Below are 25,200 nucleotides of genomic sequence, written 5' to 3'. Positions count from 1 at the left end.
GCTCTCACTTGCTCATCGCGCTTGACACGGCCATGCCACGGCTTGAAGTCCGCCGTTTCAACACAACTCGATGGTCTGGCGCAGCAACCCTGTTTGCTCTGCACTCGGTCCGACGAGAATCTCGACCTCGCCCGCCTCGAACAAGGGCTGCAAGTCCGGCCCGAGGTAGCGCAACTCGACTGCCGGCAGCGCCAGTTCCACCGAGCCGGCTTCGCCGGGCATCAATCGCAGCTTGGCGTAGCCCTTGAGTTCCAGAAGCGGCCGGGTGACGGGGCTCAGCTTGTCGCGAACGAATAGAAAGACGGTCTCTTCGGCCTCGCGCGCGCCGACGTTGCGCAGCCTGACGCTGATCTTCAGCGCGTCCTGCTTCCGCACGCGCCGCGGCTCGACCTGAAGCTCGTCGTAACTGAACCGGCCGTAGGTCAAGCCGTGGCCGAAGGCATACAGCGGCGTGTTGTCGACATCCTGGTACTTGCTCGTGAAGTAGTCGGCGGGATTCATCGGGCGGCCGGAGGGACGCTGGCCGAAATAGATCGGCACCTGCCCGACGGCGCGCGGCCAGCTCATCGGCGTGCGGCCGCCAGGCGATACCCGGCCCGTGACCACGTCGGCGATCGCGTGGCCGGCTTCGACGCCGAGGAACCACGCAGCCAGCAGCGCGTCGGCATGTTCGGACAGCCAGGGGACAACGAGCGGGCGGCCCGAAAACAATATCGCGACGACGGGGATGCCGAGCGCATGTGCACGGGCTGTCACCGCTTCGGCCAGGGCCTGCTGTCGACCGGGAAGCGCGGGCGTGGCGCGGCTCGCCGCCTCGCCGCTCATCGTGGCACGCTCGCCCAGGCACAGCAGGACGGCGTCGACGCCGTCGCACAGCGCGACAGCGGCTTCGATGCCGCTGTCGTCGCCACCCTCGATGGCGACGCCGGGTGCATGGCGTATGTCGGCCTGCGGCAGCGCGGCGCGCAGGCCGCCAAGCACGCTGATGGCCGGCTCGTGTTCGCCGGCACCCCACCACGGACCTTTCATCTCGGTGCTTGCATCGGCCAGCGGGCCGATGACACACAGCGCCTTCGCCGCCGCAGGCAAGGGGAGGGTGTCGCGCTCGTTCTTCAGCATGACGATGGCCCTGCGCCCGACGTCGCGCGCCAGCGCGTGGCGCTCGGCAACGACCGCCGCGGGCTCCGGCGTCGCGCCGCGGCGGTAGGGGTCGTCGAACAGACCGAGCTGCTCCTTGAGCCGCAACACCCGCCGCACGGATGCGTCGATCTCTTCGATCGTCACCCGGCCCTGCTCGAGCGCGATCGGCAGGCCCTTGCGATACGCGTCGGCCATCATGTCGATGTCGACGCCGGCCTTCAGCGCCAGCACCGCGGCATCGGCGAGATCGGCGGCGACCCCGTGCTTGATCAATTCCGCGATCGCGTTGTAGTCGCTGACGATGACGCCGTCGAAGCCCATCTCGCCGCGCAGCCAGTCGCGCAGCAAGGGGATGTGCGCCGTCATCGGCACGCCGTTGAGATCGGTGAATGCCGGCATCAGCGTCGCGACGCCGGCGCGGACCGCGGCTGCGAAGCCCGGCAGATGCACTTCGCGCAAGGTGCGCTCGGAGATGTCCGCGGCGGCGTACTCCCGCCCCGCGGTGACCGCGCCGTACGCGGCGAAATGCTTCGCACAGGCGGCCAGCGATTCGGCCGACGACAAATCGGTCCCCTGGAATCCGCGCACCTTGGCCTGCGCGATGCGGACGTTCAGCCAGGGGTCTTCGCCGGGTCCTTCCGCGGTGCGGCCCCAGCGGGGATCGCGCGATACGTCGAGCATCGGCGCGAAAGTCATCGCCAGACCTTCGGCCGCGCCTTCGCGCGCGGCCTCGCGCGCCGTGCGCTCCCAGAGGGTTTCGTCGAAGACGCCCGCCTCCGCCAGCGGGATCGGAAAGAGCGTGCGATGGCCGTGGATGATGTCCAGGCCGATCAGCAGCGGAATGCCGAGCCGTGACTTCTCGACGGCCAGTCGCTGCATCTCGTGCACCGGCCCGGCACCGACCATGTTCAGCAGATTGCCGATCGTGCCGTCGATGATCGACTGCGTGGAATCCCCCGCGATCACCGGCCCGGTGACCGTGTAGCTGGAGGCTGTCATCGTCAGCTGGCCCAGCTTTTCGGACAGCGTCATCCGGGCCATGAGGGTGTCGATGCGACTCATTGGAGACTTCGAAGTAGAACCCAAGGGGGCCTGATGATGGCATGCTCCGGGGGGCCATCGGCCGCGTGGCGCCGACGACTCGATGAAACCAAACGTGACCATGACGACAGGAGCCGCTCGTGTTGAAAGATGACAGGAACCCGAGGGCACTGGCGGCCCTGCCCGACGAAGCCTTGATCGAGGCCGTGCAGCGCCAGACCTTCCGCTATTTCTGGGACGGTGCGGATGCCGCCAGCGGCCTGGCGCTCGACCGCCGCACGCTCGTCGGCGCCGAAGACAGGGCCGACGACAGGGTCGCGATCGGTGGCTCGGGCTTTGGCGTCATGGCCATGATTGTTGCGGTCGAGCGCGGCTGGATCACGCGAGACGCGGCCCTGGATCGCCTGCGGCGCATGCTCGACGCCTTGTTCCGTGCCACGCGCTACCACGGTGCCTTTCCGCACTTCATGGACGGCGCCAGCGGCGCGACGATCCCGATGAGCCCCAAGGACGATGCGGGCGATCTTGTCGAGACCTCGTTCCTCTTCATGGGCCTGCTGTGCGTGCGCCAGTACTTCAGCGAGGACACGGCCGCGGCGCGCCGACTGCGCGGCGACATCGACACGCTATGGCACGACGTCGAATGGGACTGGTTCACCCAAGGGGGACGGGACGTCCTGTACTGGCACTGGAGCCCCAAACACGGCTGGGCGATGAACCATGAAGTGCGTGGCTGGAACGAGTGCCTCATCACCTACCTGATGGCTGCGGCCTCGCCGCGCCATGCGATCGATCCGCGGGTCTACCACCGCGGCTTCGCGGCGGGGTCCGGCTTTGTCAACGGCCAGTCGTACTACGGCATCGAGTTGCCGCTGGGCATGCCCTACGGCGGCCCGCTGTTCTTCACGCATTACTCGTTCTGCGGCCTCGATCCGCACGGCCTGAAGGATCGCTACGCCGACTACTGGGATCTCAACTCCCGCCACTTGCGGATCAACCGCGCGCACTGCGTCGCCAATCCGCAGGGCCACAAAGGCTATGGCGAATCGTGCTGGGGCCTGACCGCCAGCGACGACCCCGACGGCTACCTCGCGCACGCCCCCGACGTCGACAACGGCACCATCTCGCCGACGGCCGCGCTGGCCAGCCTGGCGTATGCGCCCGCCGAGGTGATGCGGGTGCTGCGGCATTTACTCACCGTGCATGGCACCCGACTGTGGAGGGACTACGGCTTCGTCGACGCGTTCTGCGAGGAGCGCGGCTGGTTCGCGGAGACCTTTCTTGCCATCGACCAGGGCCCGATCGTCGTGATGATGGAGAACCATCGGACGGGCCTTCTGTGGAAGCTGTTCATGAGCGTGCCCGAAGTGCAGGCCGGGCTGCGCGCCCTGGACTTCAGCAGCCCGCATCTCGGGTCGCCTGCACCGTGACCTTGAGCGTGACGAGCCCGCAAGACCCGGCGTTCGAGTCCTGGCTCGAAAGACAGCTCCGCCATTCGGCGCGCGCGATGCTGACCAGCATCTCACCGGTGTCGATCGTCAAGCATCGCCCGGGCTTCGGTCAGACCATACGGCCGATCGCAGGCGCCATCGTCGCCTCGCCCGTACTGGGCGGGTACGACCCGGACCCGGACTACTTCTTTCATTGGTTCCGCGACTCCGCCGTCGTCATCGATGCACTGCGCCTGCTCTACGTCGACCGGCGCATCGGCGACGAAGCCCTGCAGCATCTGCGCGACTTCACTCGCTTCAGCCTTGCCGTGGGCCGACTCGACGGCCGCGTGGATGCCGCGGCGCCCGACCGCAGAGCACGCGTGGCCCCCGACTTCCTGCAGTGGCTGCGCGAGGACCGTGACCTCGCGAGCGCCTACGGCGATGCCGTCTTCGCCGAGACACGAGTGAACCCCGACGGTACGCTCGATGTCGCCCGATGGGCACGCCCCCAGCACGACGGGCCGCCGCTGCGCGCGCTGGCGCTGTTGCGCTGGGCGGCCGGCGGGCACCTCGACGCGCCCCTGTTGGCGGAGGCTGCCGCCATGATCCGCTTCGACCTCGACTTCACACTGCGTCACTGGCGCGAGCCCTCGTACGACATCTGGGAGGAGGAAAGCGGCCATCACTACTACACGCTGCGCGTCTCGGCGGCCGCGCTGGCCGAAGGCGCGACATGGCTGCATGGCCTGGGCGACACGGCGCGGGCGCAGCGCTGTCGGGAGGAATCGCAGGCCGTGCTGAGCCTGCTCGACGACTTCTGGGTCAGCGATGGCGACGCGACGCAGGGCTACTACCGTTCACGCATGCTGCCGGACGACCGGCCCAGTCCGAAGGCGCTGGACATCGCGGTGATCCTGTCGGCAATCCATAGCCTCGGCACAGAGGCCACGCATGGCCCGGCCGATCCGCGCATGCAGGCCACGCTGGCGCGACTCGACGCGCTGTTCGATGCGGCCTATCCGATCAACCACGGCCGTGCCGCAGGCCGTGGGCCGGCGATGGGCCGGTACGCCGGCGACGTGTACTACTCGGGCGGCGCGTACTACTTCTCGACGCTCGGCGCCGCCGAGTTCTGCTTCCGCGCCGCGGCGCTGGGCGGCGATGCACGCCATTGGGTCGAGCGGGGCGACGCCTACCTCGCCACCGTACGCGCGTACACGCCGGCCGGTGGTGATCTGTCGGAGCAGTTCGATCAGCGCAGCGGCGCGCAAACCTCGGCGAAGCAACTGGCCTGGAGCCACGCCGCGTTTATTTCGTGTGTCTCGGCGCGCCGCATGGCGGCTGCCGCCTGCGAGGCGCCGCTGCGGCGATGAGCGCAACGTCGCCGAACCGTGCCGACCCGGCTGTGAGGACGAGTGTCTTCCGTCAGGTCCGCCAGTTGCTCGGCGCCTTGCGAGCGTCCCCGGTCGCGAAAACGCTGGCCGCGCTGGTGGGCGGGATCGTCGTGGTCGTCGCGTTCACGGCGTATGGGCAGATCGAACTCAATAGCTGGAACAAGCCGTTCTACGACGCGATCTCTCGTCGCGACTTGCGCGACTTCATCGTGCAGGTCGGCGTCTTCGCGGTGATTGCGGGCGTGCTGCTGGTCTTGAACGTCGCGCAGAGGTGGCTGGCCGAAACCTTGCAACTGAAGCTGCGCGAGGCCTTGGCCAATGACCTCGTGGGGCTGTGGCTGCAGCCGCGCCGGGCGTTCTGGCTCCAGGGCAGCGGCCCCATCGGCGCCCATCCGGATCAGCGCATGCACGAAGACACGCTGAAGCTGTGCGATCTGTCGGTCGGCCTCGGCGTGGGTCTGCTGCAGGCAGCCGTGCTCTTCGGCTGCTTCTCGAGCGTGCTGTGGGTCCTCTCCAGGGACTTCAGCATCTTCTTCGACGGCCAGGACCATGCCCTGCCGGGCTTCATGCTGTGGGCCGCGATTCTCTATGCGATCGCTGGCTCGCTGATGACCTACTGGGTCGGCAACGGCCTGATCTCGCGCAACGCCGAGCGCTACGCGCGCGAAGGCGAATTTCGCTTCTCGCTGACCCGCATCAACGAGCATCTCGACGGCATCTCCCTGGCCGGTGGCGAGGCCGACGAGAAGCGCCGCGTCGCCGTGCATATCGGCGACGTCTTGCACGCCACATCGCGCGTGGTGCTCGGGCTGACCAACCTGACCTGGGTCACCGCGGGCTTCGGTTGGGTCACCATCATCGCGCCGACGCTGGTGGCCGCACCGCTTTTCTTCTCGGGGAAGGTTTCGTTCGGCGGTTTGATGATGGCCGCAGCTGCCTTCACCCAGGCGCAGTCGTCGCTGCGCTGGTTCGTCGACAACTTCAGCACCATTGCCGACTGGCGCGCCACGCTGCTGCGCGTCGCAGACCTGCGTCAGGTGCTGGCGTCCGATCTGGAGGCACAAGCGGGCGGCAGCCGCATCGCGTATGTGGAGAGCGACGCCGGGACCTTCGCGATCGAAGCGCTCGAGGTCCGCGCCTGGACCGGCCACGATCGGCTGGACGCCGCAGATCTCGTCGTGCACCCCGGTCAGCGCCTGTTGATCCTCGGCACGCCGGGCACCGAGAAGACCTTGCTGTTCCGGGCGCTCGCGGGCCTCTGGCCCTGGGGCTCCGGCACCGTGCACCGGCCCCGCGGCGAGACGATTCACTACATGCCGCGCGGCACGCCCTACCTTCCCCGCGGCACACTGGCCGAAGTGCTGTCGTATGCGATGGAGCCGGCGAGCTATCCGAGAGAAGCCATGGTGGCCGCGCTGGCGAGCGTGGGCCTCCAGCGGCTGGAACAATTGCTGAACGAGACGGGTCGATGGGAGCGCGAGCTCAGCATGGACGAGCAGTTGCGGCTGGGCTTCGCCCGCGTGGTGCTGCAGGCGCCGCCCTGGCTGGTGATGGACGAAGCCTTCGGCGCGTTCGACGACGACACGCTCGAACTCGTCATCGACGTGCTGGGCAAGCTCGCGCACACGGGCATCATCCACATCGGCTCGGCCGGAGAGGCGCGCGACCGGCTGTTCACGCAGGTGGTGCACCTGGTCAAAGCGCCGGACACCGTGCCCGAGGACCTGCGACCATGAAATACCCCATGAGCCTTCGTGCGCGTCGCGCCCTCGTGCGGCTGATACTTGCGCTGCCGGCCTGGGCCTGGGCGCTGGATTTCGGCTTCCGACCACCGCGCGACCCTGACGATCCCGCTGCGGTGGACCTGATGCGAGATCTGGCGCAGCGCATCCTGCCGGTCTACCAGGAGACCGACACCGATGTCTTCCTGGCCAACGTGACCGCTCTGCAGATCGTCAGCGGCGGCTACCGCGCGGCCTCCGACAGCAGCAGGTCCCTGCGCAGCCGCCGCCAGGACAAGCCGTTCGACGGGCTGCTCGAGCGCGCGATCATCGACGGCATCTATGCGCGTGCGCGCGCGATCGAAGCGGACGAGCGCCTCGACTTCGCCAAGGCCTACGCGCGCGCGTTCCAGGAGCTGGTGCCGCTCGACGACGCGCAAGCCGCGGCCATCATGGCGCGACTCCAAACCCCGCTGGCGGTGTACAGGGAGCCGCTCCAGCAAGCCTTCGATCTCTGGCGCGCGAAGGGAACCCTCCCGCAGGCCGACGCCGTGGCGCTCGTGCGCACCTGGCTTGAGTACGAGTCGCGTCGCAGCTTCAGTGTGCTGCTGCCCGACCTGATCGCGGCGGAAAACCGCACCCGCTACGTGGCGGAGGCCGACGTCCGGATTCCCGTGCGTGCGGGTGTCATCCACGCCAGCCTGGTCCGGCCCGGCGGCGAGACTGGCGCGTTACCGACGCTGCTGCGCTTCACGCTCGATCCCGCCGAGGACGACGCGCAGCGCAGCGCCGTCAAAGGCTACGTCGGCGTCACGGCCTACGCGCGCGGACGCACGCCCGACGGCAAGGGCGCCGTGTGGCCGTTCGTTCGCGACGGCGAAGACGCCGCGGCCGTCATTGACTGGATTGCCCAGCAGCCGTGGAGCGACGGCCGCGTCGGTATGCTCGGCGACGGCTACTCCGGCTATGCCGCCTGGGCCGCCGCGCGCAGGAAACCGGCCGCACTCAAGGCCATCGCCACGACTGCGCCGATGGCGCCGGGCATCGACTTCCCAATGGCCGGACAGATCTACCGCAACGCCATGGTCCGCTGGGCGCAGGAGCACGCGACTGCCGAGCCTCTGCAAGTCGACGCCGACGCCGACGCCGATCCGGACGCGATATGGCAGGCACTCGACGCGCGCTGGTATCGCGGCAATCGCCCTTACTGGGACATTGACCGCATCCTCCTGGGCAAGCGCAGCAGGCTGATCCGAACCTGGCTGACGCACCCCAGCCACGATCGCTACTGGCAGAAGTTCTTGCCGAGTGCGGAGCAGTTCGCGCAGATCGACATCCCTGTGCTCTGCATCGCCGGCTATTACGGCGCCGAGGCCGGCGCGCTGTACTTCTACCGCGAGCAGCTTCGCAACCGACCGAAGGCCGACACGACGCTGCTGCTCGGCCCCTACGACGCAACCTCGATCCGGCTCGGCACCGCGGCGACGCTGCGCGGCTACACGCTTGACCCCGCCGCACGCGTCGACTTGCCCGAGCTGCGCTATCAATGGCTCGACCACATCTTGAAGGGCGCGAGCAAGCCTTCTCTGCTGCAGGATCGCGTCAACTACGAGGTGATGGGCGCGGATCAATGGCGCCATGCGCCGACGCTCGACGCGTCGGATCGCGCCCGGCTGCGCCTGTACCTCGACACCGGCGAGCGCGACGACCCGCACCGTTTGTCGCCGTCGCCGTCCGAACGCGGTGGCAGCGCGCGACTCTCGGTCGATCTCGCCGATCGCCGCGACGTCCGCATCCCGTGGTCGGACGCGCTGCGCCTGAAGGAACTGCCGATGCGCAACAGCATCAGCTTCGTCAGCGATCCGCTGTCGAAGGACACCGAGATCGACGGCAGTCTGCGCGGCGTGTTCGACATCACGCCCTCGCGGCAGGACGTGGACTTCTCCGTCTCGCTGTACGAGCAGACGACGAGCGGTGAATACCAGCTGCTGTTCGAACCCTACGACTTCCGGGCCAGCTACGCCGGCCATCGCGTGCATCGCCGGCTTCTTCGGGCGGGCGAACGCCAGTTGCTTGCATTCACCGCCGAACGCGTGACCGCTTGCAAGCTTGCGGCGGGCAGCCGCATCGTGCTGCTGATCGGCCTCAACAGGCGCCCCGACCGGCAGATCAACTACGGCAGCGGCAAGGACGTGAACTCGGAGACCATTGCCGACGCGCGATGGCCTGTGCGAGTGCGCTGGCATGAGCACAGCTACGTCGAGATCCAGACCCGCGAGCCGATCACGACGCCTTCATGAGGCGCCAGCACCAGGGGCTCCGCGATGATTTCGGCGCGCGTGGGAACCGTCGATGCCAGCACGATCGGCCGGCGCGGCATCAACACCGATGACACCGGCGCCGCGGTGGCACCGAAGTTCAACAGCACCACCAGACGCTGTCCTTCGCTGTTGCGCGCATAGGCGAGCACCTCGCCCCCGCTTTCAAGCGCTTCATGGTTGCCCTGGTTCAGCGCCGGCTGCGCGCGCCGCAGCGCGATGAGACGTCGGTAGAGCGCCAGCATCGAGCCGGGGTCTCGCGACTGCGCTTCGACGTTGTGCGTGGCCCAGTCGTCGGCAAGGCGCAGCCACGGGGTGCCCGTCGTGAAGCCGGCGTGTGCTGCGGCGCTCCACTGCATGGGTGTGCGCTGCGGGTCGCGCCCCAGGCCCATGCCGGGTTTGTTCTTCTCGAACGGGTCTTGGACTTCTTCGACGGGGATGGGGATGTCCGTCATGCCGATCTCATCGCCGTAGTAGAGCGTCGGCGTGCCGCGCAGCGTGAGCAGCAGCATGGCCGCGAGCCGCGCCATCCGCGGCCCGACACGGCTCGCGATGCGGGGCTTGTCGTGGTTGCCCAGCACCCAGTTCGGCTGGGCGCCGGCGGGCAAGGCGGCTTCGTAGTCGCGCACCATGCGGTCAATGATTGCGGCCTGCCACTCGGCCGCGATCAGCTGGAAGTTGAAGGGCAACTGAAGGCCCTCGAGCACGCCTTCGGCGTTGAGGCCGTAGTAGGCGACCAGGCGCGAGAGCGGCAGGTAGAGCTCGCCGATCAGCACGCGCGACGACCGCGCATCGCTGAACGCATCGACCACGCGACGCATCTCGGCCACGATCTGCTGCATCTCCGGCAGGTCCGTGTTGTAGAGCATCAACCAGCGGTGAAACGGGTCCTGGCCCTCGACGAAATCCGGGTTCGGCGGGTTGTCGCGGAACTGCGCGTCCTTGATGAGTTGAGAGAGCACGTCGACGCGAAAGCCGTCGACGCCGCGCCGAAGCCAGAAGCGCAGCACCTCGTACATCGCGGCGCGCACCTCTGGGTTGCGCCAGTTGAGGTCGGGCTGCTGCTTCAGGAATGAATGGCCGTAGTACTGGCCGGTGGCCGGATCGAAGGTCCAGGCCGGGCCGCCGAAGTTGCTCAGCCAGTTATTGGGCGGACCACCGTCAGGCGCCGGGTCGCGCCACAGGTACCAGTCGCGTCGCGGGTCGCTGCGTGCACTGCGGCTCTGCACGAACCATGGATGCTGGTCGGACGTGTGGTTCGGCACGAAGTCCAGGATGACCCTGAGCCCCCGGGAATGGGCGTCCGATACCAAGGCATCGAAACCGTTCAGCGTGCCAAAGCGCGGATCGATGTCGCAAAAATCGGAGATGTCGTAGCCGAAGTCCGCCATTGGTGACGGATAAATCGGCGAGATCCATACGGCATCGATGCCCAGCGAGACGAGATAGTCGAGCCGGGCACGGACGCCATCGAGGTCGCCGATGCCGTCGCCGTCGCTGTCCTGGAACGAACGCGGGTAGATCTGATAGACGATTCCGTTCTTCCACCAAGCGTCGGCCGACATTCCGTTCCTTTCGCGTGTCTCGGCGGCCTTTATTCTTGCATGACACTCGTACAACTGCGGCACCTGATCTCGCTGGCCTCGGGGCCGGGCGCGCTGCTGACCAAGCCGCTGATGACGAGCATGGCGCAGCACGGTGCACCGATCCGCGTCGACATCCTTCGCGGCGACGGAGATCGACTCATGTCGACGTGGCGCGGCGCCAATACTCCTTTTGGACGATGCCCTTCTTCCTCGGCCGAGCGCAGACTTTGCGTCCCTCGCCACAGAGGCCCGACGGTCCAACCATAACTAGCGGCGGGAGGAGTTCAAAACTAAAACGGAAGTCCCCATTCAGGCGAACCGCCTCCAAGTTTTCGACTCAGCGTCATCGGTTCCCATGCATTGCCCGTCGTTGTCGATCGCACGCATTTCGCCCGATGGCCGCGCGGGCGCAGGGGGCAGTCCGGGAGATGCCCGGTTCGGCGCGTGAGAAAACGCTCCTGCGTGGAGGAAGACGGCGATGGCCTTGTCGGCGTGGGTTGCCTTCGCAGATTCGGTCGAGCACGGCCTGCGCGCGAAGGTTGTCTCGCTGCTCGAAGGGGCCGACCTTTGCACGTGCGCCTCGAATGAATCGCCGGTCGGTGTGGTGGTGTTCGACACGATCGACGAGCGCGTGCTCTCGCTGCTGCGCGGGGCCAGCCAGGGCAACGCGGTTCTTGCGTTGTCTGTCGGTTGCGAGCCCGTGCCGAGTCCCACGCTGTGGTCGCTGATCCGCGCGGGTGCGTTCGACGTGCTGCAGTGGCCTTGCCTGCCTCCTGTCGCGGATGACGTGGCCTGTCGCTTGCGCCGCTGGTCGACAGTGAGCGCGCTGCTCGAATCGCCCCGCGTTTGCGATTCGCTCGTCGGCGCAAGCCTCTCCTGGCGCCGCGTCGTGCGCAGCATCGTCGAGGTGGCCTCGTTCACGACATCGTCGGTGCTGATCACCGGCGAAAGCGGCACCGGCAAGGAGCTGATCGCGCAGTTGATCCATGACCTCGACCCGCGCCGCGACAAGGGGGACTTCGTCGTCGTCGATTGCACGACCGTGACGCCCGAACTGTCGGGCAGCGAATTCTTCGGCCACGATCGCGGCGCGTTCACCGGCGCCATGAGCGCGCGCGACGGTGCGTTTGCGCTGGCCGACAACGGCACGCTGTTCCTCGACGAGGTCGGTGAATTGAGCACGGCCCTGCAGGCGCAACTGCTGCGGGTCGTTCAGGAGCACAAGTTCAAGCGCGTCGGCAGCAACACGTGGCAGACCACGCACCTGCGCCTGGTCTCGGCAACCAATCGCGATCTCGAACGTTGCGTGACGGAGGGCAGCTTCCGATCCGACTTCTTCTATCGCATCGCGGGATGGCAGTGCCGCACCGTGCCGCTGCGCGAGCGCAAGGACGACATCCTTCCCCTCGTGCGGCATTTCATGGCGAAGGAACTGCCCCATGGGGCTGACATCGTCATCGACAGCACCGTTCAGGAGTTCCTGGTCACGCGCGACTACCCGGGCAATGTGCGCGATCTGCGCCAGTTGGTGACGCGCATCTGCCATCGCCATGCAGGCAGCGGCCCGATCACGATCGGCGACATCCCCGATGAAGACCGCATCGGGTGCGACGGCAGCGCGGCGCCCTGGCCGGAGAGCAGTTTCCGATCGGCCGTACGCGTGGCGGTGGATCTGGGCATCGGCATGAAGGACATCGGCCAGGCGGCGACCGAACTGGCCATCGAGCTGGCGCTGGAACGCGAAGGCGGCAACCTGCAGCGCGCAGCCGCGCGGCTGGGCGTCACGGATCGCGCATTGCAGATCCGGCGGGCCAGCCAACGGGGTGCGAACGCGTCAGTCCCCGTGAATTGACGTCGCTGCGGTTGCAGCATTGGAGCGCTGCCGGGCGCGTGCGCGTGCGGTCAGCCGCAGGAAATTGCCACCGAGAACCAGGGCTTCGTCCTGCGAAGGCATTCGCAGCGCCCGGATCTTCGCGAGTTCCACGCCGGGATGCAGCCAGGGGCCATCCGATCCGAACAGCAGCTTGTGCGCGCCCGCGCGGCGCACGGCTTGCGCGAGCAGGTCGAAGCGCCGCACGCCTGCGCTGTCGGTGTAGATATTGGGGTGGCGCATCAGGTGGTCCGTCAGCGCCATTTGCGCGCGCCAGTCGTCGGCAAAGCTCCCCAGGTGTGGAAGGATGAAGTTCACAGCTGGAAACTCAGCGGCCAGCAACTCGGCCTGCCAGACCTCACCCACCACGTCGTAGAGCACCGGCAAGGCATGGGCCTTGGCGGCTTCGCACACTTCACGCGTGATGTTGGCGTCGTTCCGATGCAGCTTGATGCCGATGAATCCGAGGCGGTCAACGCCTTCGCGCACGAGCGCCGCAATGCGCCCGCGGTCGCGCGATGCGTGAACGAAGACGAAGCCGCAGTAGCGCGCGGGGGTCCCCGCCACGATGCGCGCGACTGCGCGGTTGGCGACGGCGTAGTCGGAGTGAAAAGCCGCAAAGAGCACCGTGCGATCGATGCCGGCTTGCGCAGCCCGACGCGCATAGTGGTCGAGCGGCGCGCCGCTGTCCCACGGGCCGGTGAAGCCGTCGCCCGGGCCTGCGTGGCAATGGCAGTCGATGATCATCAACGGCTCGCAGGGTCGCAGTCAGCCGAACGCACGTTGCTCGGCTTCCCAGTTGAACTTGGCGGGCAACTGGAGTTGTTTGGCCGTGTATGTCCCGGCGTAGGGGTCAGGGGGAATCTTGCTCTTGGGCAGCACGAGATCTTCAAGGCCGGGTGGCAAGGGGTTTGTGATCTTGACCTTGCCCCTGGTCGTCACCGGCAGCTTGGGCAGATAGTCTCCCTTCAACATCCCGGCTCGCCTCAACAGCCTGGCAAGTGCGAGTTCGACCATCTGCACGACCCCGCCGATGCCCCGATTGCTGCGGTTCCCCCGCACTTCGGCAAGGTAGAAGCGGAGGTCCGGCCAATCCTTGGCGTATCTGACGTACAGCGGATCCGCCATGCGCCGGGCGAAGGTGCCCGTCATTCCGACCTTGATGATCTCGATTCCGCCCTGAGGCGGCGCGGAGCGAAAGGCAATGTAGACGCCACCGAAGCCGTGCGCCTTGGCAACCACCTCGTCGCGGGTGTAGATCTTCGACATCCACTTGAGCGTGGCGGTGAGTGGCCCGAGATAGGGCTGTTTCTCGAATTCACCAAGCTCACCGAATTCACCGAACTCGGCTTCCTTGGCCGGCGTGGCGGGCACCGTGCGTCCCCACGTGCGCCATGCGTCAGGAATCGGGTTGCCGTCGCCGACCTTGAAGCCGGGCCCTCCGTCCTTGAGGCCGAGGGTGTCGACCGCCCATTGCCCGACGCCGGACCAGATGTCCGGACCGGGATCGTTCTCGCGCGACGCGCTGGACTGGCGATGCGCGAGCACGATGCGCAGGCCCATCGTGCGCATGAGGTGGCGGATCAGCCGGCGTCCGGCCTCGATCTGCGCCGGCGTCACGCGGTTGCGTCCGAACTTGTCGCCCTCCCACCACGTGCCCTTGGTGTTCGGGAAATTGCCGGCGAACTCGACCGCGACGCTGTTGGCGTTGAATCCGTTCGACGCCCAGATCAACTGCTCCTCCGGATGGATCTTCAGGATCCTGCCGTCGGGCAGAATCGCGAAGTGGGCCTTCAGGTGCAGGTAGCCGCGCAACGGATCCTTGCGCTGGAAGCAGCAGGCCATCTGGTGCAGCACCAGCGCATTGACCTTCTTGATATCGCGTGCGCCCTTGCGGATGCTTTTGTCGGACTGGGCAGTGAGATCGATGATCCCGTCGCTGCCGATGACGTTGGCCACACGGCTGGCCACGGCGCCGATGCCGCTGCCGATGCGGCTGACCAGGTCGCCGATGCCCCATTCGCCCTGCACCGGCGGCAGTATCTCGAAGCGGGCACCCAGTGGATTGAACTGTTCCATGACGATTCTCCCGTTGGGGGTGAACAGATGCGGTCCGCGATCACGCGCCGATGACGATCAGCTTGCCGTTGCGTCGCATCCAGGTTCCGCTCATGGCCGCAGTGCCTGTCGCGGCTTGCGGCTGGAAGTTCGGCAGGTGTTTCCGAGCGGCATTCGCGACCGCCGATTCAACGGCGGCCTGCACGCTGCCACCGTTTGCAGGCGGCCTGAAGTCCTTCGCGGCCGTGCCTGCGATCCGCACGAAGGTGCGGGCCATCTCGAACTCGCGGTCTTCCTGCTCCAGCTCGCCGTACTCCATTTCGAGGGCACTGCTGACTGCACTGCCGAGCGCGGTGCCGAGCGCGGTGCCCACACCTGGAATCGGGATCATCGAACCGAGCGCACCGCCCACGAAGGGCAGGGCAGTCTTGGCCACCGACTTCAGCACGCCCGCGAATGGCTTTGCGGCCTTCGCGACGGTCGAACCGACCTTCTTGATGCCTTTCCACAGGCCGCCGAGGAACTGCTCGAGTTCGGCTTCGTTCGTGACCGACAGCAGCTCTGCGGCGAGTGCGATTTCCTCGCTCTCGCTGAACGGGCTTTCGCCTTCTCCTTCGCCGGACCAGGGAAACTCGCCTTCATATTCGCCTTCCCTTTCGCCTTCCCCCTCGTACTCAGCCTCGTACTCGCCTCCCATCGGTCCTTCGTATTGGCTCTCGTATTCGCCCTCGTACTCACCTTCGCCTTCTCCCTCGAATTCACCTTCCCCTTCGAAGGTTTCGGCCTGTCGCGGCTTGAAATCCATGAAGTCGAACGCCCTGGCGCCCGGATTGCACTTTGGACATTGGCAGCTCAGCTTGTGCATGTTGATCTCCTGGTCGGATGAACTTGAATCGGCGCTCGCGGCCGGCGCATCACCGGCGGGTGCAGCGCTGGCGGGTTCCGGCGCGGGGGCGTCCGGACTGGCAGGCGGTGGTGGGGGCATGCCCGCCGCAAGGCATTGCCGCATGCAGCGGCGGTACTGCGCTCCGGCGCCGAAGGGCAGGGGATCCACGCCCCACGGTGCCCAGGGCGCATAGCCGTAGGGCCGCGACGGCCGACGATACGAGCCCGACGATGGCGAGGACGAGCGGCGTCCTTGTCGCTGCGGCGAACGACGCTGCGATGCGCGCTGCCGCGAAGGGGGACGACGCGATCCGCTCGATCGACGAGATCCGCCGCGCTCGAATTCTTCGGATGCAGTCTCGAACTCATTGCCCATGGACATCAGTTCGAAAGAGTTGGGTGCGTTCATGATGTCTCCAGAGATGTTGGGATGGCCGGGGCGCGAGACTTGTCCCGAAGGGTCTGTGCGAGTGCATCCACGGCCCGATCGATGCACTCGGCGGTGTGCGACGCGGTAAGCACGAAGCTCAGCCGTGATGCGCCGCTGTCGCCGCCCCGCTGCAGCACGGCGCGCACGCGACGCTGCATCAGCCCCGCGTGCAGCGCGACGGCGTCGATGCCCTTCGGGGCCACGAGCGACTGAACCGGGAACTCGTTGCCCGTCGCAGACAACGACAGCCGCGCGATGCGCTCGCGAAACTGCCGGACACGTTGCGACAGCCGCAGCCTCAGCGAGTCGCCGCAACGCCTGTTCAGTGCCAAGGCGTGGCGGGCGGCATGGATCACCGCGACCGATGGCGGGCTCGCGTGGACGCGGGTCTGGCTGCGCGCCTCGAAGAGCCGCACCAGAGAGCGGCTGCCGGACAGCGCCGCCATCGGCACGCCGAAGCCCTTGGCCAGCGAGGCGCCCACGATGATCTGCGCACCGCCGAGGCCATGGTGACGCAAAGACCCACCGCCGCCGCAGCCCAGCACACGCCCGGGGCGCGCGCCGTGTCCGAGCACGCCCAGGCCCTGCGTGTCGTCGAGTACCAGGAAACCCCCGTGCCGCGCGGCCAGCGCGGCGTATCGGATCAGTGGAGGTTGCCGGTCGCTTCCAGGCCGCAGCGCGTCGCAGACGATCAGCGGCCGGCGACGCAACGTGCCCGCTCGCGCGATCAACCTTTCAAGCGCGACCGCATCGCCGAACGGAAAGGTCAGCACCGGCGTGCCCAGCGCCGCGCCGCGTTGCACGCCCCAGCTTGCAATCGCGTAGGTCGACGCTTCGATGTAGATCGTCGTGTCGTGTCGGCTGAGCACACCGAACAGGTCGAAGAAAAGGTGCAGGGTCGAAGGCAGGAGCGTCGAGGCCTCGCAGCCCTGCAACGCCGCGAGCTCGGCCCCGACTTCGGCCGCGCCCGGGGGCGCCTGCAAGGCGGCGGGACGTCCGAGCGTCAGCGCCTCCCATGGCGGTACGCTGCCGCTCGGGTGCTGGAACCCGAGGTACAGCGACGACGTGAAGTCGAGCATGGCGCACCCGATTCATGCGCTGCGCTGTTGAACGGCCAGCCGCCTCTGCAGCAGCAGGGAGGGCGGCGTCGCGTCCGCGGTCTTGTCGGCCTTCTCGCCGCTGAGTTCGACGCCCGTGGCGGCCCAGAAGGCATGGTTGTAGCCCTGGATCTGCGGACGCCAGAACCGCGCCCAGTTGAAGGCCTGCGTCGGCTCGAAGACTTCGCTCCATGCGCCGTAGCGGATGCTCAGCAGCAACTGCTCGCCGAAGATCGCCAGGTTGCGGAAGTGCACGACGCTCGTGTCCGTCCAGCCCTGCAGCTTCTTCATCGCGTCGACGCGGTCCATCCATGGCTCGGGGTAGGCCACCATGATCCGCGTGGGAAGGAACTCGCGGAACTCGGGCCGCGCCAGCAGCCATTGCTGCATCAGCATTTCGATGCGCGCGGTCGATGGCAGGTCGCCGAACTGGTTGTGCGCGCCCTGCGACATCACGAGGTGCACCTCCTTCAGTGCGTTGAGCACCGGGAAGGCATCGGCCTTGACCGTCGTGTCGTCGTCCTGCTTGAAGAACACGGTGCACAGGCGAAGCAGGTGATGGAACGACTCCAGGAACTGCGACCGCGTATCGGCCGGTCGCATGGACCGGATGGCACGGCCCTGCAGCCGCATGCCGTAGTGGTGGTCGTATTCGTAGTTGCGCCGGTTCACCGTCAGCCGGTGCTGCTCATCCTGCGTGTAACCCCAGATCAGGTTGTTCAGCGGACGCAGCGGGTCGATCTCCAGGTTGGAGAGCGGATCGGGCGTGCCCGGCGAACGGATGTTCTGGAAGCGCCGCGTGATCGCGTTCATCGTCTGCACCAGCATCGCTTCCTCGAGCCAGTAGGACCAGATCAGTTCGACCAGGCAGGGGTTGGTGAGCTTGTCCTGCACGAAACCGACGCACAGGCTGTCTTCTTCATGGTCGGGATCGGTGATCGGGATGTCGGGCAGCTTGCGTCGTATGAGTGCCAGGTAGGGCAGCACGCGTTCCCTGCCCATCGGGTCCAGCGGTTCGAGATAGCGCTTGAAGGCGGCGCCGAAGCCGTTGACGGGCGGCAGGTCGCGGCGGTCGAGATAGGCGTTGTCATCGCGCCGATCGAAGTCGGGCGAGTGCAGCACGGCGCAGTTGACCATCACGAATGCTTCGGTGGCCGCCTTGAGCACGCGATAGGCATCGGTGTCGGTGAAGGGCAGGTAGCGCTTGTGCTTCAGGTGCTGGAAGAGCCTCTTCTCCGCGGGGAACGCGTTGGATGCGGCCTGCCTGTCTTCGGTGCAGAACAGCAGGTCCATGTAGCGCAGGTAGTTGTTGAACGACAGGGCTTCGGTGCCGCTGCGGATCGCCAGCCAGAGCGGCAGGTCTTCCGTGCGTTCCGTCTCGGTGCGGGTGAGCGAAACGCCGACGTTGCCCGTCACGGGTGTAGGCGGCTTCGCGCGGACTTCGACGTTCTCGGCGACGTTCAGCTCGGCGGGCGGGAGCGCTGACGACAAGACGCCCATGGCCTCCTGGGAGATCGGCAGCTGCATCGTGTAGTAGCGGTCATGGCGACCGGGGTGAGACGGCGTCCATGCAAACTCCGCGGCGGTGTCCGATGTGTTGCTCAGCTGCACCGTGCCGTGCGGTGGAACGAAGGTCGCATGCAGGTCCTTCTTGTGCGAGAGCGTCGACACCACGTTGTCGCCGGTTTGCACCGGACGGCATTCCAGCGGCTTGCAGTCGTCGGATTGAACGACGCTCGCAATCGAGGCTTCGATGCGCGGCTCCAGGTGCACATGCGTCGCGCAGGCCGGCTCAGGCGTGATCCAGTCGGACGCGACGCCAATCGGGTAGTTGAGATAGATCACCGCGTAGGTGTCGGGCTCCAACTCGTCGAAGACGGCAATGCCGTGATGGCTGGTCTGCTGCACAGTGGGCTTGACGTTGCCATGGAGCAATTCCTGCGCGGACGCCTGCTTACTCTTGGGCTTCCTGTAGAGCGCGATCGAGGCGCCGGACAGCACTGCCTGGCATCCCCCCGCGTCGGTGACCTTGACGACGATCGACGCCTTGCGTTCCTCGTTCAAAGCGTTTGGCTGCGTGCTCATGTCATTCTCCTTGGGTGATGGTCAATCGGCGGTCGGACTGGAAGAAGGCCAGGCCGGAGTTCGTGCGAAGCGCATGGCCGGCCGCGGCGCAGGTCGACGACATGCCGAGCGTGCTGGCGAGGGCCCAGTGCGTGAGCAGCTTGCCGAGCAGCACGGACTCGTCCTCGGGACTCAGGCGGCTGTCCGAGCGCGCCTGCCCGATCACGGCGAAGGCCAGCGAGGGCGGCGCGCGGTACATCTGGTCCGGCCTGCGGCACCAGAGGTGGAAGAGCGTCGCGAGACGCGCGGGCTGGCGTTCGGAAACCAGCAGCGCCTGCGCCAGCGTCTTGCCGCGCAGCGCCGCCGGCCGGTGTTCGGTCAGCACCGTCACAAAGGCCGGCAGGACGGCTTGCAGCCGCTCCAGCAGGCGAAGCGATTCGGCCTCGAGGCCCCGCGTCGGGTAGTAGGCTTCCCACAGTGCGGCGAGCCGCTGCCACTGGGGGTGCGGATAGAGCGCCTGGCCCATGGCGCATGAGAGCTTCACGCGGATCCACGGCACCGGATGCGGATCGTCGACGTTGAGCCGGAAGACGAATGCACGCGGCAGGCTCACGACGGCCATCAGACCCATCGGGGCCGCCACGCCGATGCGCGCCACCGACCAGAAGTCGGCGACGATCTCGGACAACCAGCGCTCGAACAACTGCCACGCCAGCGCGTTCGGACCCGCGCCATGCTGAAGACCACGAAGCACCGGACGCAACGAGACAACGAGGTCGAGCAGCGCAGCCGCCTGGTGCCCCACCTCGTGCACGAGCGACGACGCGATACCGCTGCCGATCATCCGCTCGCGCGGAACGCGGATCACCGCCACGGGGTTCTCGCCGCCGCCAGGCAGGCGCGTGCGGGCGCGACGAATGGCCGCGCCGGGGCCGCGATCGAGGTAGCAAATGATGGGCGGCGTCTCGTAGTAGGCGCCCGGCAGCGACAGCGCATCCGCGGACACCACGTCGAGGCCAGACAGCCACACGCCGCTCTCGTTTTCGCTGCGCTGCGTGATGACGTCGTTGAACAGATCAAACTGCGTGAGCACCGCGTTGAACTTGAGTCGCAGGTAGGAGAACCTGCGCTGCGCCTCGGCCGCGGTCGCCCGCTGGGCCCCTGGGCTCTGCAGCCACCCGATGAACGACCGCACCATGCGACGCAACTCCCGCCTGCCGCCGATGAGGTGCTGCTCGATCGCCGATTGCGCCGCGGGAAGGAGGTTGGCCGCCGGCACCATCGGTTCGACCAGCGCAAAAGGCCGGACGCGGGCGAGCCTCGTCAGGAGCGCGCGCGCTTCCTGCAACAGCATCGAGGTGGGGTACGCGCCGACGGCCATGACGATTCACACGCCGTAGAGGACGATCTTGTTGCCGCGGCGCAGCCAGCGGCCGTGGCGCGCCCCGCCCGCCATGCCAGCTTGTTGAACGGCGGGCGCACCGCCGGCAAGCAACCCTGGCGCGTGCTGCATGGCAGCGGCCATGGCGGCCTGCTGGGCCACGGCGCGGGGGTCCGCGCCCGGGGGCGCATTCGCCGCCTTCGCGGCGGTCTGCGCGGCGATGCGAACGAACTGCTTCGCGCCTTCGAACTCGCGGTCCTCGTTGGACATCTCGGCCTCGAGGCCGAGCGCATTGCTCGCGGCATTGGCCAGGCCCGAGCCGATCTTCGCGCCCAGCGGCCCGCCGAAGTAGGTGCCGATGGCTGTGCCGGCCATCGGCAAGGCCTTCTTGGCGACGCCTTTGAGCACGCCGCCCACCGCCTGTCCGATCGGAGAGCGGACGAACGAGCCGACCGCCTTGGTGGCCTTGCTCACCAGGTCACCGAGGAAGCGGTCGAGCTCTGCTTCACTGTTGACCGACAACAGTTCGCTCGCAAGCTCCAATTCCTCGCTCTCGTTGAAGGTGCCCTCGGGCGACCATTCGTTCTCCCCGAACTCGAACTGCTCGTTCGAATACTCCAGCTGTGTGCGATCGATGTCGTGCATGGTTGGCTCCTTGCGGTGGGTGATTGCGTTGAAATCGCGAACGCCAAGGCGCTCGCCGGCGTGACCGGGAATGGGACCGCGCTGACCGACATCCGTGCGAAGAAGGCCAGGCGCCCAATGGCGAGCGGCTTCGGTGGCAGCACGGGATGCCATGGCCTGCGGTGAGGCCGAAAGCGGCAGGGCGGCGGCATGGCGCACCGCATCAGCCGCCAGCCGTACGAAACTCCTGGTCAGTTCGAACTCCTTGTCCTCGGGACTGAGTCCTTCGAGTTCGAGGCCGAAGAGCTGCGCGGCAGCGGCCATGGTCTTGGGGTTGTGCAGGACCCCGAGCGAGCGGCCCGCAAATGGCAGTGCCTTCCGCGAAAGAACCTGCAGACGCTGCTCCAGCGCCTTCGCGACATCAGGATTCAGCGAACCCGAAGTCGCCTGCGTTGCGCGATCGACGAGTCGCCGCAGCGTTGCGTCGAAGGATGCGTCGCTCTGTGTTTCCAATAGCTCGGCGGCGAACTCCATGATCAAGCCTTCATTGAAGCTCTCGGCGTTCGGCTCGAACTGACGCGTCACTGCGTTCCTCGGACCGTCCGCAAACGCGTCGACAGCCTCCAGCTCGGGGCTGTATTGCACGAGTCGTTGGGTCATGGCCGCCGTGTTCATGACTCACTCTTCGCAATCGGTGTGCCAGATGCGAAGACCCCGAATGTCGGGGGCGCGGACGGTCATTCAGCGAAACATGTTTCGCTTCAGGGCAGCGAAGCGCGCGATCTGGCGAAGCGCGTTTCGGCGGTCAAGCCGGGCCGCCTGTGATATCCGGGCTTCCAGACCTGCTCTGCATCACTAAGGCCGCGCTTCAAAGACTAGATTGAAGGGCGTTTCCGCAGCGCGCCGAAAGCGGGTGAACCCGCCTTCGCGCGCGACCTTGCCCAGCCGCTGCTCGCCGGCCTGGGCACCAAGCCCGAGCCCCACTTCCTGCGACAGCGAGCAGGGCGTGCAGATCATCGTCGAGGCGCTGTAGTAGATGCGCCCGACCGGATTGAGGTTGTCCTCCAGCCGATCGTTGGCGAAGGGTTCGACGATCATCCAGGTGCCGTCCGGCGACAGCGTCTCGCGCACATGCCTGGCCGCTCCCACCGGGTCGCCCATGTCATGCAGGCAATCGAAGAAGGCAACGAGGTCGAAATCGCGGCCCGGATAGGTCTTTGCACCAGCCACCTCGAAGCTCACGCGCTTGGCAACACCCGCCGCGGCGGCGCGCTCGCGGGCAGCGTTGATCGAAGGTTCGTGGTAGTCGTAGCCGACGAACGTGGAAGCAGGGTAGGCCTGGGCCAGGACAATCGTCGAAGCACCGAAGCCGCAGCCGACATCGGCAACGCGGGCGCCCGCATGCAGCCGCTCGCTCATGCCGTCGAGCGCCGGAATCCAGCTCGGCGCCAGGTTCGCGTTGTATCCGGCCCTGAAGAAGCGTTCCGTGCCGGAGAACAGGCTCGGGTGGTGTTCGTGCCAGGCGAGGCCGGTGCCGTCGCGGAAGGCCTTCTGCACCTTGTCGATGTCGTGGAACATTGACATCAGGCATTCGAATCCGCCGCCCATGAAGGCGGGGCTGCTGTCGTCCGCCAACACCAGTGCGGCCTCGGGCGAGAGCGAGTAGGTCTGCGCGCTCGGGTCGTAGTCGACGAAGCCGCTTGCGGCCTGCGCGCTAAGCCACTCCTGCGCGTATCGCAGGCGCAGGTGCGTGCGTTCGCTGAACTGATCCACCGTCATGGGTCCTTCACCCGTCATCGCCTTGTACAACCCGAGGCGGTCACCGAGGATCACCAGCGGCGCACTGGCCAACGCGCCGAACTCGTTGACCATCCTGCCGAGCAGGGCGTTGAGCTTGTCGTCGTCTATCTGCTGCATGGCTTCGCTCCTTGAACTTGCGTTGGCCTCCCGCTTGTTATTCGGGCCTTGAAGTTCAGCGGTTACGTGCGGAGCGAAAAATGCCGCAGTTCAGTAGGAACTCCCCCCAGGCGGGGCCTGCCTCGCGCGCATGGTCGCCAGCACCTGCTGCGCACCTGCAGCCATCAAGCGCGCGTCCGAACTGACGGTGGTGAACTGGAATCCCTTGGCAATCCGCGCCAGTGCGCCATTGGCATTGCCGTTGTGGATGCCGGCGACCACGCCATGTGCCTTGGCGCGATCGAGGACATGGTCGATGGCCTGCTGCGCCTTCGGATCGACGTCGTCGAACACGGGCCGGCAACCCAGCGCCAGCGACAGGTCGGAGGGGCCGATATAGATCGCATCCAGCCCTTCCACAGACAGGATGTCGTCCAGGTTGTCGAGCGCCTTCGCCGTCTCGATCATCGCGAAGGTGACGATGGTCTCGTTGGCGTGCTGCGGGTAGTCGGCACCGCCGTAGAGCAGCGCGCGGATCGGTCCGAAGCTGCGCGTGCCTTGCGGCGCGTAGTGCGTCCATGCGACGAGCTTCTGCGCATCCTCGCGCGTGTTGATCATCGGGCAGATCACACCATAGGCACCGGCGTCGAGTGCCTTCATCAGCGCGCCGGCCTCAAGCCAGGGCACGCGCACGACGGGCACGGTGTCGGTGGTCGAGATGGCCTGCAGCATGCCGACCATCGCCTGGTAGTCGACCACGCCGTGCTGCAAGTCGATGGTCAGCGAGTCCCAGCCTTGATGGGCCATGGTCTCGGCGGCAAAGCCGTTCGGGATGGCGAGCCACCCGTTGACGGCAGCGCCGCCCGATTTCCAGATCTCACGCAAGCGGTTGGGACGCATGGGCTGCCTTCTGGTGGATGGGCGATCAGCCCTTGACGACTTCGTGGTCGGCCATGAGCTCCAGCACTCTCACGAGCGCCGAGTGGTCGAGCTGGTCCCAGCCCTGGGCGGCACAGGCCTGCATCAGTTGCGCGGCGGATGCGGTTTGCGGCAGCGCCACTTCCAGCGACTTGGCGCCCGCGAGCGCGAGGTTCAGGTCCTTGCGGTGCAACGCGATCCGGAAGCCCGGGTTGAAGGTGCGCTTGATCATGCGTTCTCCATGCACTTCGAGGATACGGCTCGACGCGAAGCCGCCCAGCAACGCCTGGCGCACCTTGGACGGATCGGCGCCGGCCTTGCTCGCGAACAGCAGCGCCTCGCCGACGGCGGCGATGTTGAGCGCGACGATGATTTGGTTGGCCACCTTGGTGGTCTGCCCGTCGCCGTTGCCGCCTACGTGCGTGATGTTCTTGCCCATCAGTTCGAACAGCGGCTTGGCCTTGGCGAAGCCGGCCTCCGTGCCGCCGACCATGATGGTGAGGCTCGCCGCCTTGGCGCCGACTTCACCACCGGATACCGGCGCATCGAGGTACTCGCAGCCGAGCTCGTTGATCGACCTCGCGAAGGCCTTGGTCTCGATGGGCGAGATGCTGCTCATGTCAATCACGGTCTTGCCGGCGCTGAGGCCCGCGGCCACGCCATCGGCACCGAAGAGCACCGATTCGACGTCCGGCGTGTCGGGCACCATCAGGATGATGGTCTCGGCCTGTTGCGCGACTTCCTTGGCAGTGCCGCAGGCAATGGCATTGCTGGCCGCGATCTCCGCGTTGACCTTGCTGCGCTTGACGTAGCAGAGCTGATGCCCCGCGTTGACGAGGTGAAGGGCCATGGGCGCGCCCATGATGCCGAGGCCGATGAATCCGATCTTCATTGAGGTTCCTTGCATGGATTGAACAGGGGGGAGCGCCAGTCGCCGGCTCAGGTCACGGGCGCCGGATTGAACAGCACCAGTGCGTTGTGCAGCTTCCAGTGCTCGGCCCATGTCTTCTTGCGCCCGCTGGCGACATCGAGCATGAGCTTGAACATTTCCCAGCCGACGTCGGCGATGGTCTTTTCGCCTGTGGCGATCGTCCCGGCATTGATGTCCATGAGGTCGTGCCAACGGCGTGCCAGGTCCGCGCGCGTCGCGACCTTGATGACGGGGACCTGAGCCAGGCCGTACGGGGTGCCGCGACCGGTCGTGAACACATGCAGGTTGATGCCCGCTGCCAATTGCAGCGTGCCGCAGATGAAATCGCTGGCCGGCGTCGCCGCGTAGATCAGGCCCTTCTGGCGCACCTTCTCGCCCGGCGAGATCACGCCCGAGATCGGCGCGCTGCCCGA

The 25,200-nt window shown here is 66.9% G+C and carries 17 protein-coding genes and 1 pseudogene; 5 read left to right on the top strand and 13 right to left on the bottom strand.

All coding sequences use genetic code 11. The annotated features are described in order from the left end of the window. Positions 1–57: 57 nt before the first annotated feature. Positions 58–2,202, bottom strand: coding sequence for a glycoside hydrolase family 3 N-terminal domain-containing protein (locus tag AC1DN9_RS16715; RefSeq protein ID WP_478102089.1), 2,145 nt, complete (start codon positions 2,200–2,202; stop codon positions 58–60). A 119-nt stretch (positions 2,203–2,321) separates the two neighbouring features. Here AC1DN9_RS16715 and AC1DN9_RS16710 point away from each other — a divergent pair, with 119 nt between their 5' ends. From AC1DN9_RS16710 to AC1DN9_RS16695, 4 genes are all read left to right on the top strand, one after another. Then, complete coding sequence (locus AC1DN9_RS16710) at positions 2,322–3,611, top strand: glucoamylase family protein (protein WP_478102088.1); 1,290 nt, start codon at positions 2,322–2,324, stop codon at positions 3,609–3,611. 77 nt (positions 3,612–3,688) lie between these two features. After that, entirely contained in the window at positions 3,689–4,987 is a 1,299-nt protein-coding gene (locus AC1DN9_RS16705; protein WP_478102086.1) for a glycoside hydrolase family 15 protein, read from the top strand. After that, the gene (locus AC1DN9_RS16700; protein ID WP_478102085.1) at positions 4,984–6,744 is read left to right on the top strand and encodes an ABC transporter ATP-binding protein/permease; all 1,761 of its coding nucleotides are present in this window, start codon (positions 4,984–4,986) and stop codon (positions 6,742–6,744) included. The genes AC1DN9_RS16705 and AC1DN9_RS16700 overlap by 4 nt, the downstream gene beginning before the upstream one ends. Continuing rightward, positions 6,741–9,029, top strand: coding sequence for a CocE/NonD family hydrolase (locus tag AC1DN9_RS16695; protein WP_478102084.1), 2,289 nt, complete (start codon positions 6,741–6,743; stop codon positions 9,027–9,029). The genes AC1DN9_RS16700 and AC1DN9_RS16695 overlap by 4 nt, the downstream gene beginning before the upstream one ends. Here AC1DN9_RS16695 and AC1DN9_RS16690 read toward each other — a convergent pair. Continuing rightward, positions 8,984–10,612, bottom strand: a complete 1,629-nt coding sequence (locus AC1DN9_RS16690; RefSeq protein WP_478102082.1) for an alpha-amylase family glycosyl hydrolase — start codon at positions 10,610–10,612, stop codon at positions 8,984–8,986. The two genes, AC1DN9_RS16695 and AC1DN9_RS16690, sit on opposite strands and share 46 nt — an antisense overlap. Before the next feature lie 499 nt (positions 10,613–11,111). Here AC1DN9_RS16690 and AC1DN9_RS16685 point away from each other — a divergent pair, with 499 nt between their 5' ends. After that, the gene (locus tag AC1DN9_RS16685) at positions 11,112–12,485 is read left to right on the top strand and encodes a sigma-54-dependent transcriptional regulator (protein ID WP_478102081.1); all 1,374 of its coding nucleotides are present in this window, start codon (positions 11,112–11,114) and stop codon (positions 12,483–12,485) included. Here AC1DN9_RS16685 and AC1DN9_RS16680 read toward each other — a convergent pair. The 11 genes and pseudogenes from AC1DN9_RS16680 to garD form a co-directional block, all read right to left on the bottom strand. Next, positions 12,468–13,250 (bottom strand): amidohydrolase family protein, encoded by a 783-nt coding sequence (locus tag AC1DN9_RS16680; protein WP_478102080.1) that lies wholly within the window; start codon positions 13,248–13,250, stop codon positions 12,468–12,470. The two genes, AC1DN9_RS16685 and AC1DN9_RS16680, sit on opposite strands and share 18 nt — an antisense overlap. A gap of 21 nt (positions 13,251–13,271) precedes the next feature. After that, positions 13,272–14,582: a peptidoglycan recognition protein family protein gene (locus tag AC1DN9_RS16675; RefSeq protein ID WP_478102078.1), complete on the bottom strand. Its 1,311-nt coding sequence runs from the start codon at positions 14,580–14,582 to the stop codon at positions 13,272–13,274. 40 nt (positions 14,583–14,622) lie between these two features. Continuing rightward, entirely contained in the window at positions 14,623–15,855 is a 1,233-nt protein-coding gene (locus AC1DN9_RS16670) for a hypothetical protein (protein WP_478102076.1), read from the bottom strand. Continuing rightward, entirely contained in the window at positions 15,852–16,955 is a 1,104-nt protein-coding gene (locus tag AC1DN9_RS16665) for an aminotransferase class I/II-fold pyridoxal phosphate-dependent enzyme (protein ID WP_478102074.1), read from the bottom strand. Before AC1DN9_RS16665 ends, AC1DN9_RS16670 begins: the two co-directional genes overlap by 4 nt. Before the next feature lie 12 nt (positions 16,956–16,967). After that, positions 16,968–19,058: a hypothetical protein gene (locus AC1DN9_RS16660; RefSeq protein WP_478102072.1), complete on the bottom strand. Its 2,091-nt coding sequence runs from the start codon at positions 19,056–19,058 to the stop codon at positions 16,968–16,970. A gap of 1 nt (position 19,059) precedes the next feature. Further along, on the bottom strand, positions 19,060–20,418 hold the full coding sequence (locus AC1DN9_RS16655; protein ID WP_478102070.1) for a hypothetical protein: 1,359 nt from the start codon (positions 20,416–20,418) through the stop codon (positions 19,060–19,062). Between the two features lie 6 nt (positions 20,419–20,424). Continuing rightward, a complete protein-coding gene (locus AC1DN9_RS16650) occupies positions 20,425–21,702 on the bottom strand; it encodes a hypothetical protein (protein WP_478102068.1) in 1,278 nt (425 codons plus the stop codon). Positions 21,703–21,897: 195 nt separating this feature from the next. Then, the gene (locus AC1DN9_RS16645) at positions 21,898–22,959 is read right to left on the bottom strand and encodes a class I SAM-dependent methyltransferase (RefSeq protein ID WP_478102066.1); all 1,062 of its coding nucleotides are present in this window, start codon (positions 22,957–22,959) and stop codon (positions 21,898–21,900) included. Between the two features lie 90 nt (positions 22,960–23,049). Beyond that, a complete protein-coding gene (locus tag AC1DN9_RS16640; RefSeq protein ID WP_478102064.1) occupies positions 23,050–23,838 on the bottom strand; it encodes an HpcH/HpaI aldolase family protein in 789 nt (262 codons plus the stop codon). 25 nt (positions 23,839–23,863) lie between these two features. Further along, positions 23,864–24,748: a 2-hydroxy-3-oxopropionate reductase gene (locus AC1DN9_RS16635; RefSeq protein ID WP_478102062.1), complete on the bottom strand. Its 885-nt coding sequence runs from the start codon at positions 24,746–24,748 to the stop codon at positions 23,864–23,866. Between the two features lie 47 nt (positions 24,749–24,795). Continuing rightward, positions 24,796–25,200 (bottom strand): annotated as a pseudogene (gene garD / locus AC1DN9_RS16630) (galactarate dehydratase); the annotation flags it as partial.

The organism is Variovorax sp. 05L425, from assembly GCF_056397705.1.
Note: the sequence above shows the minus strand (reverse complement) of the source record. Positions and strands in the feature narration are given on the sequence as shown.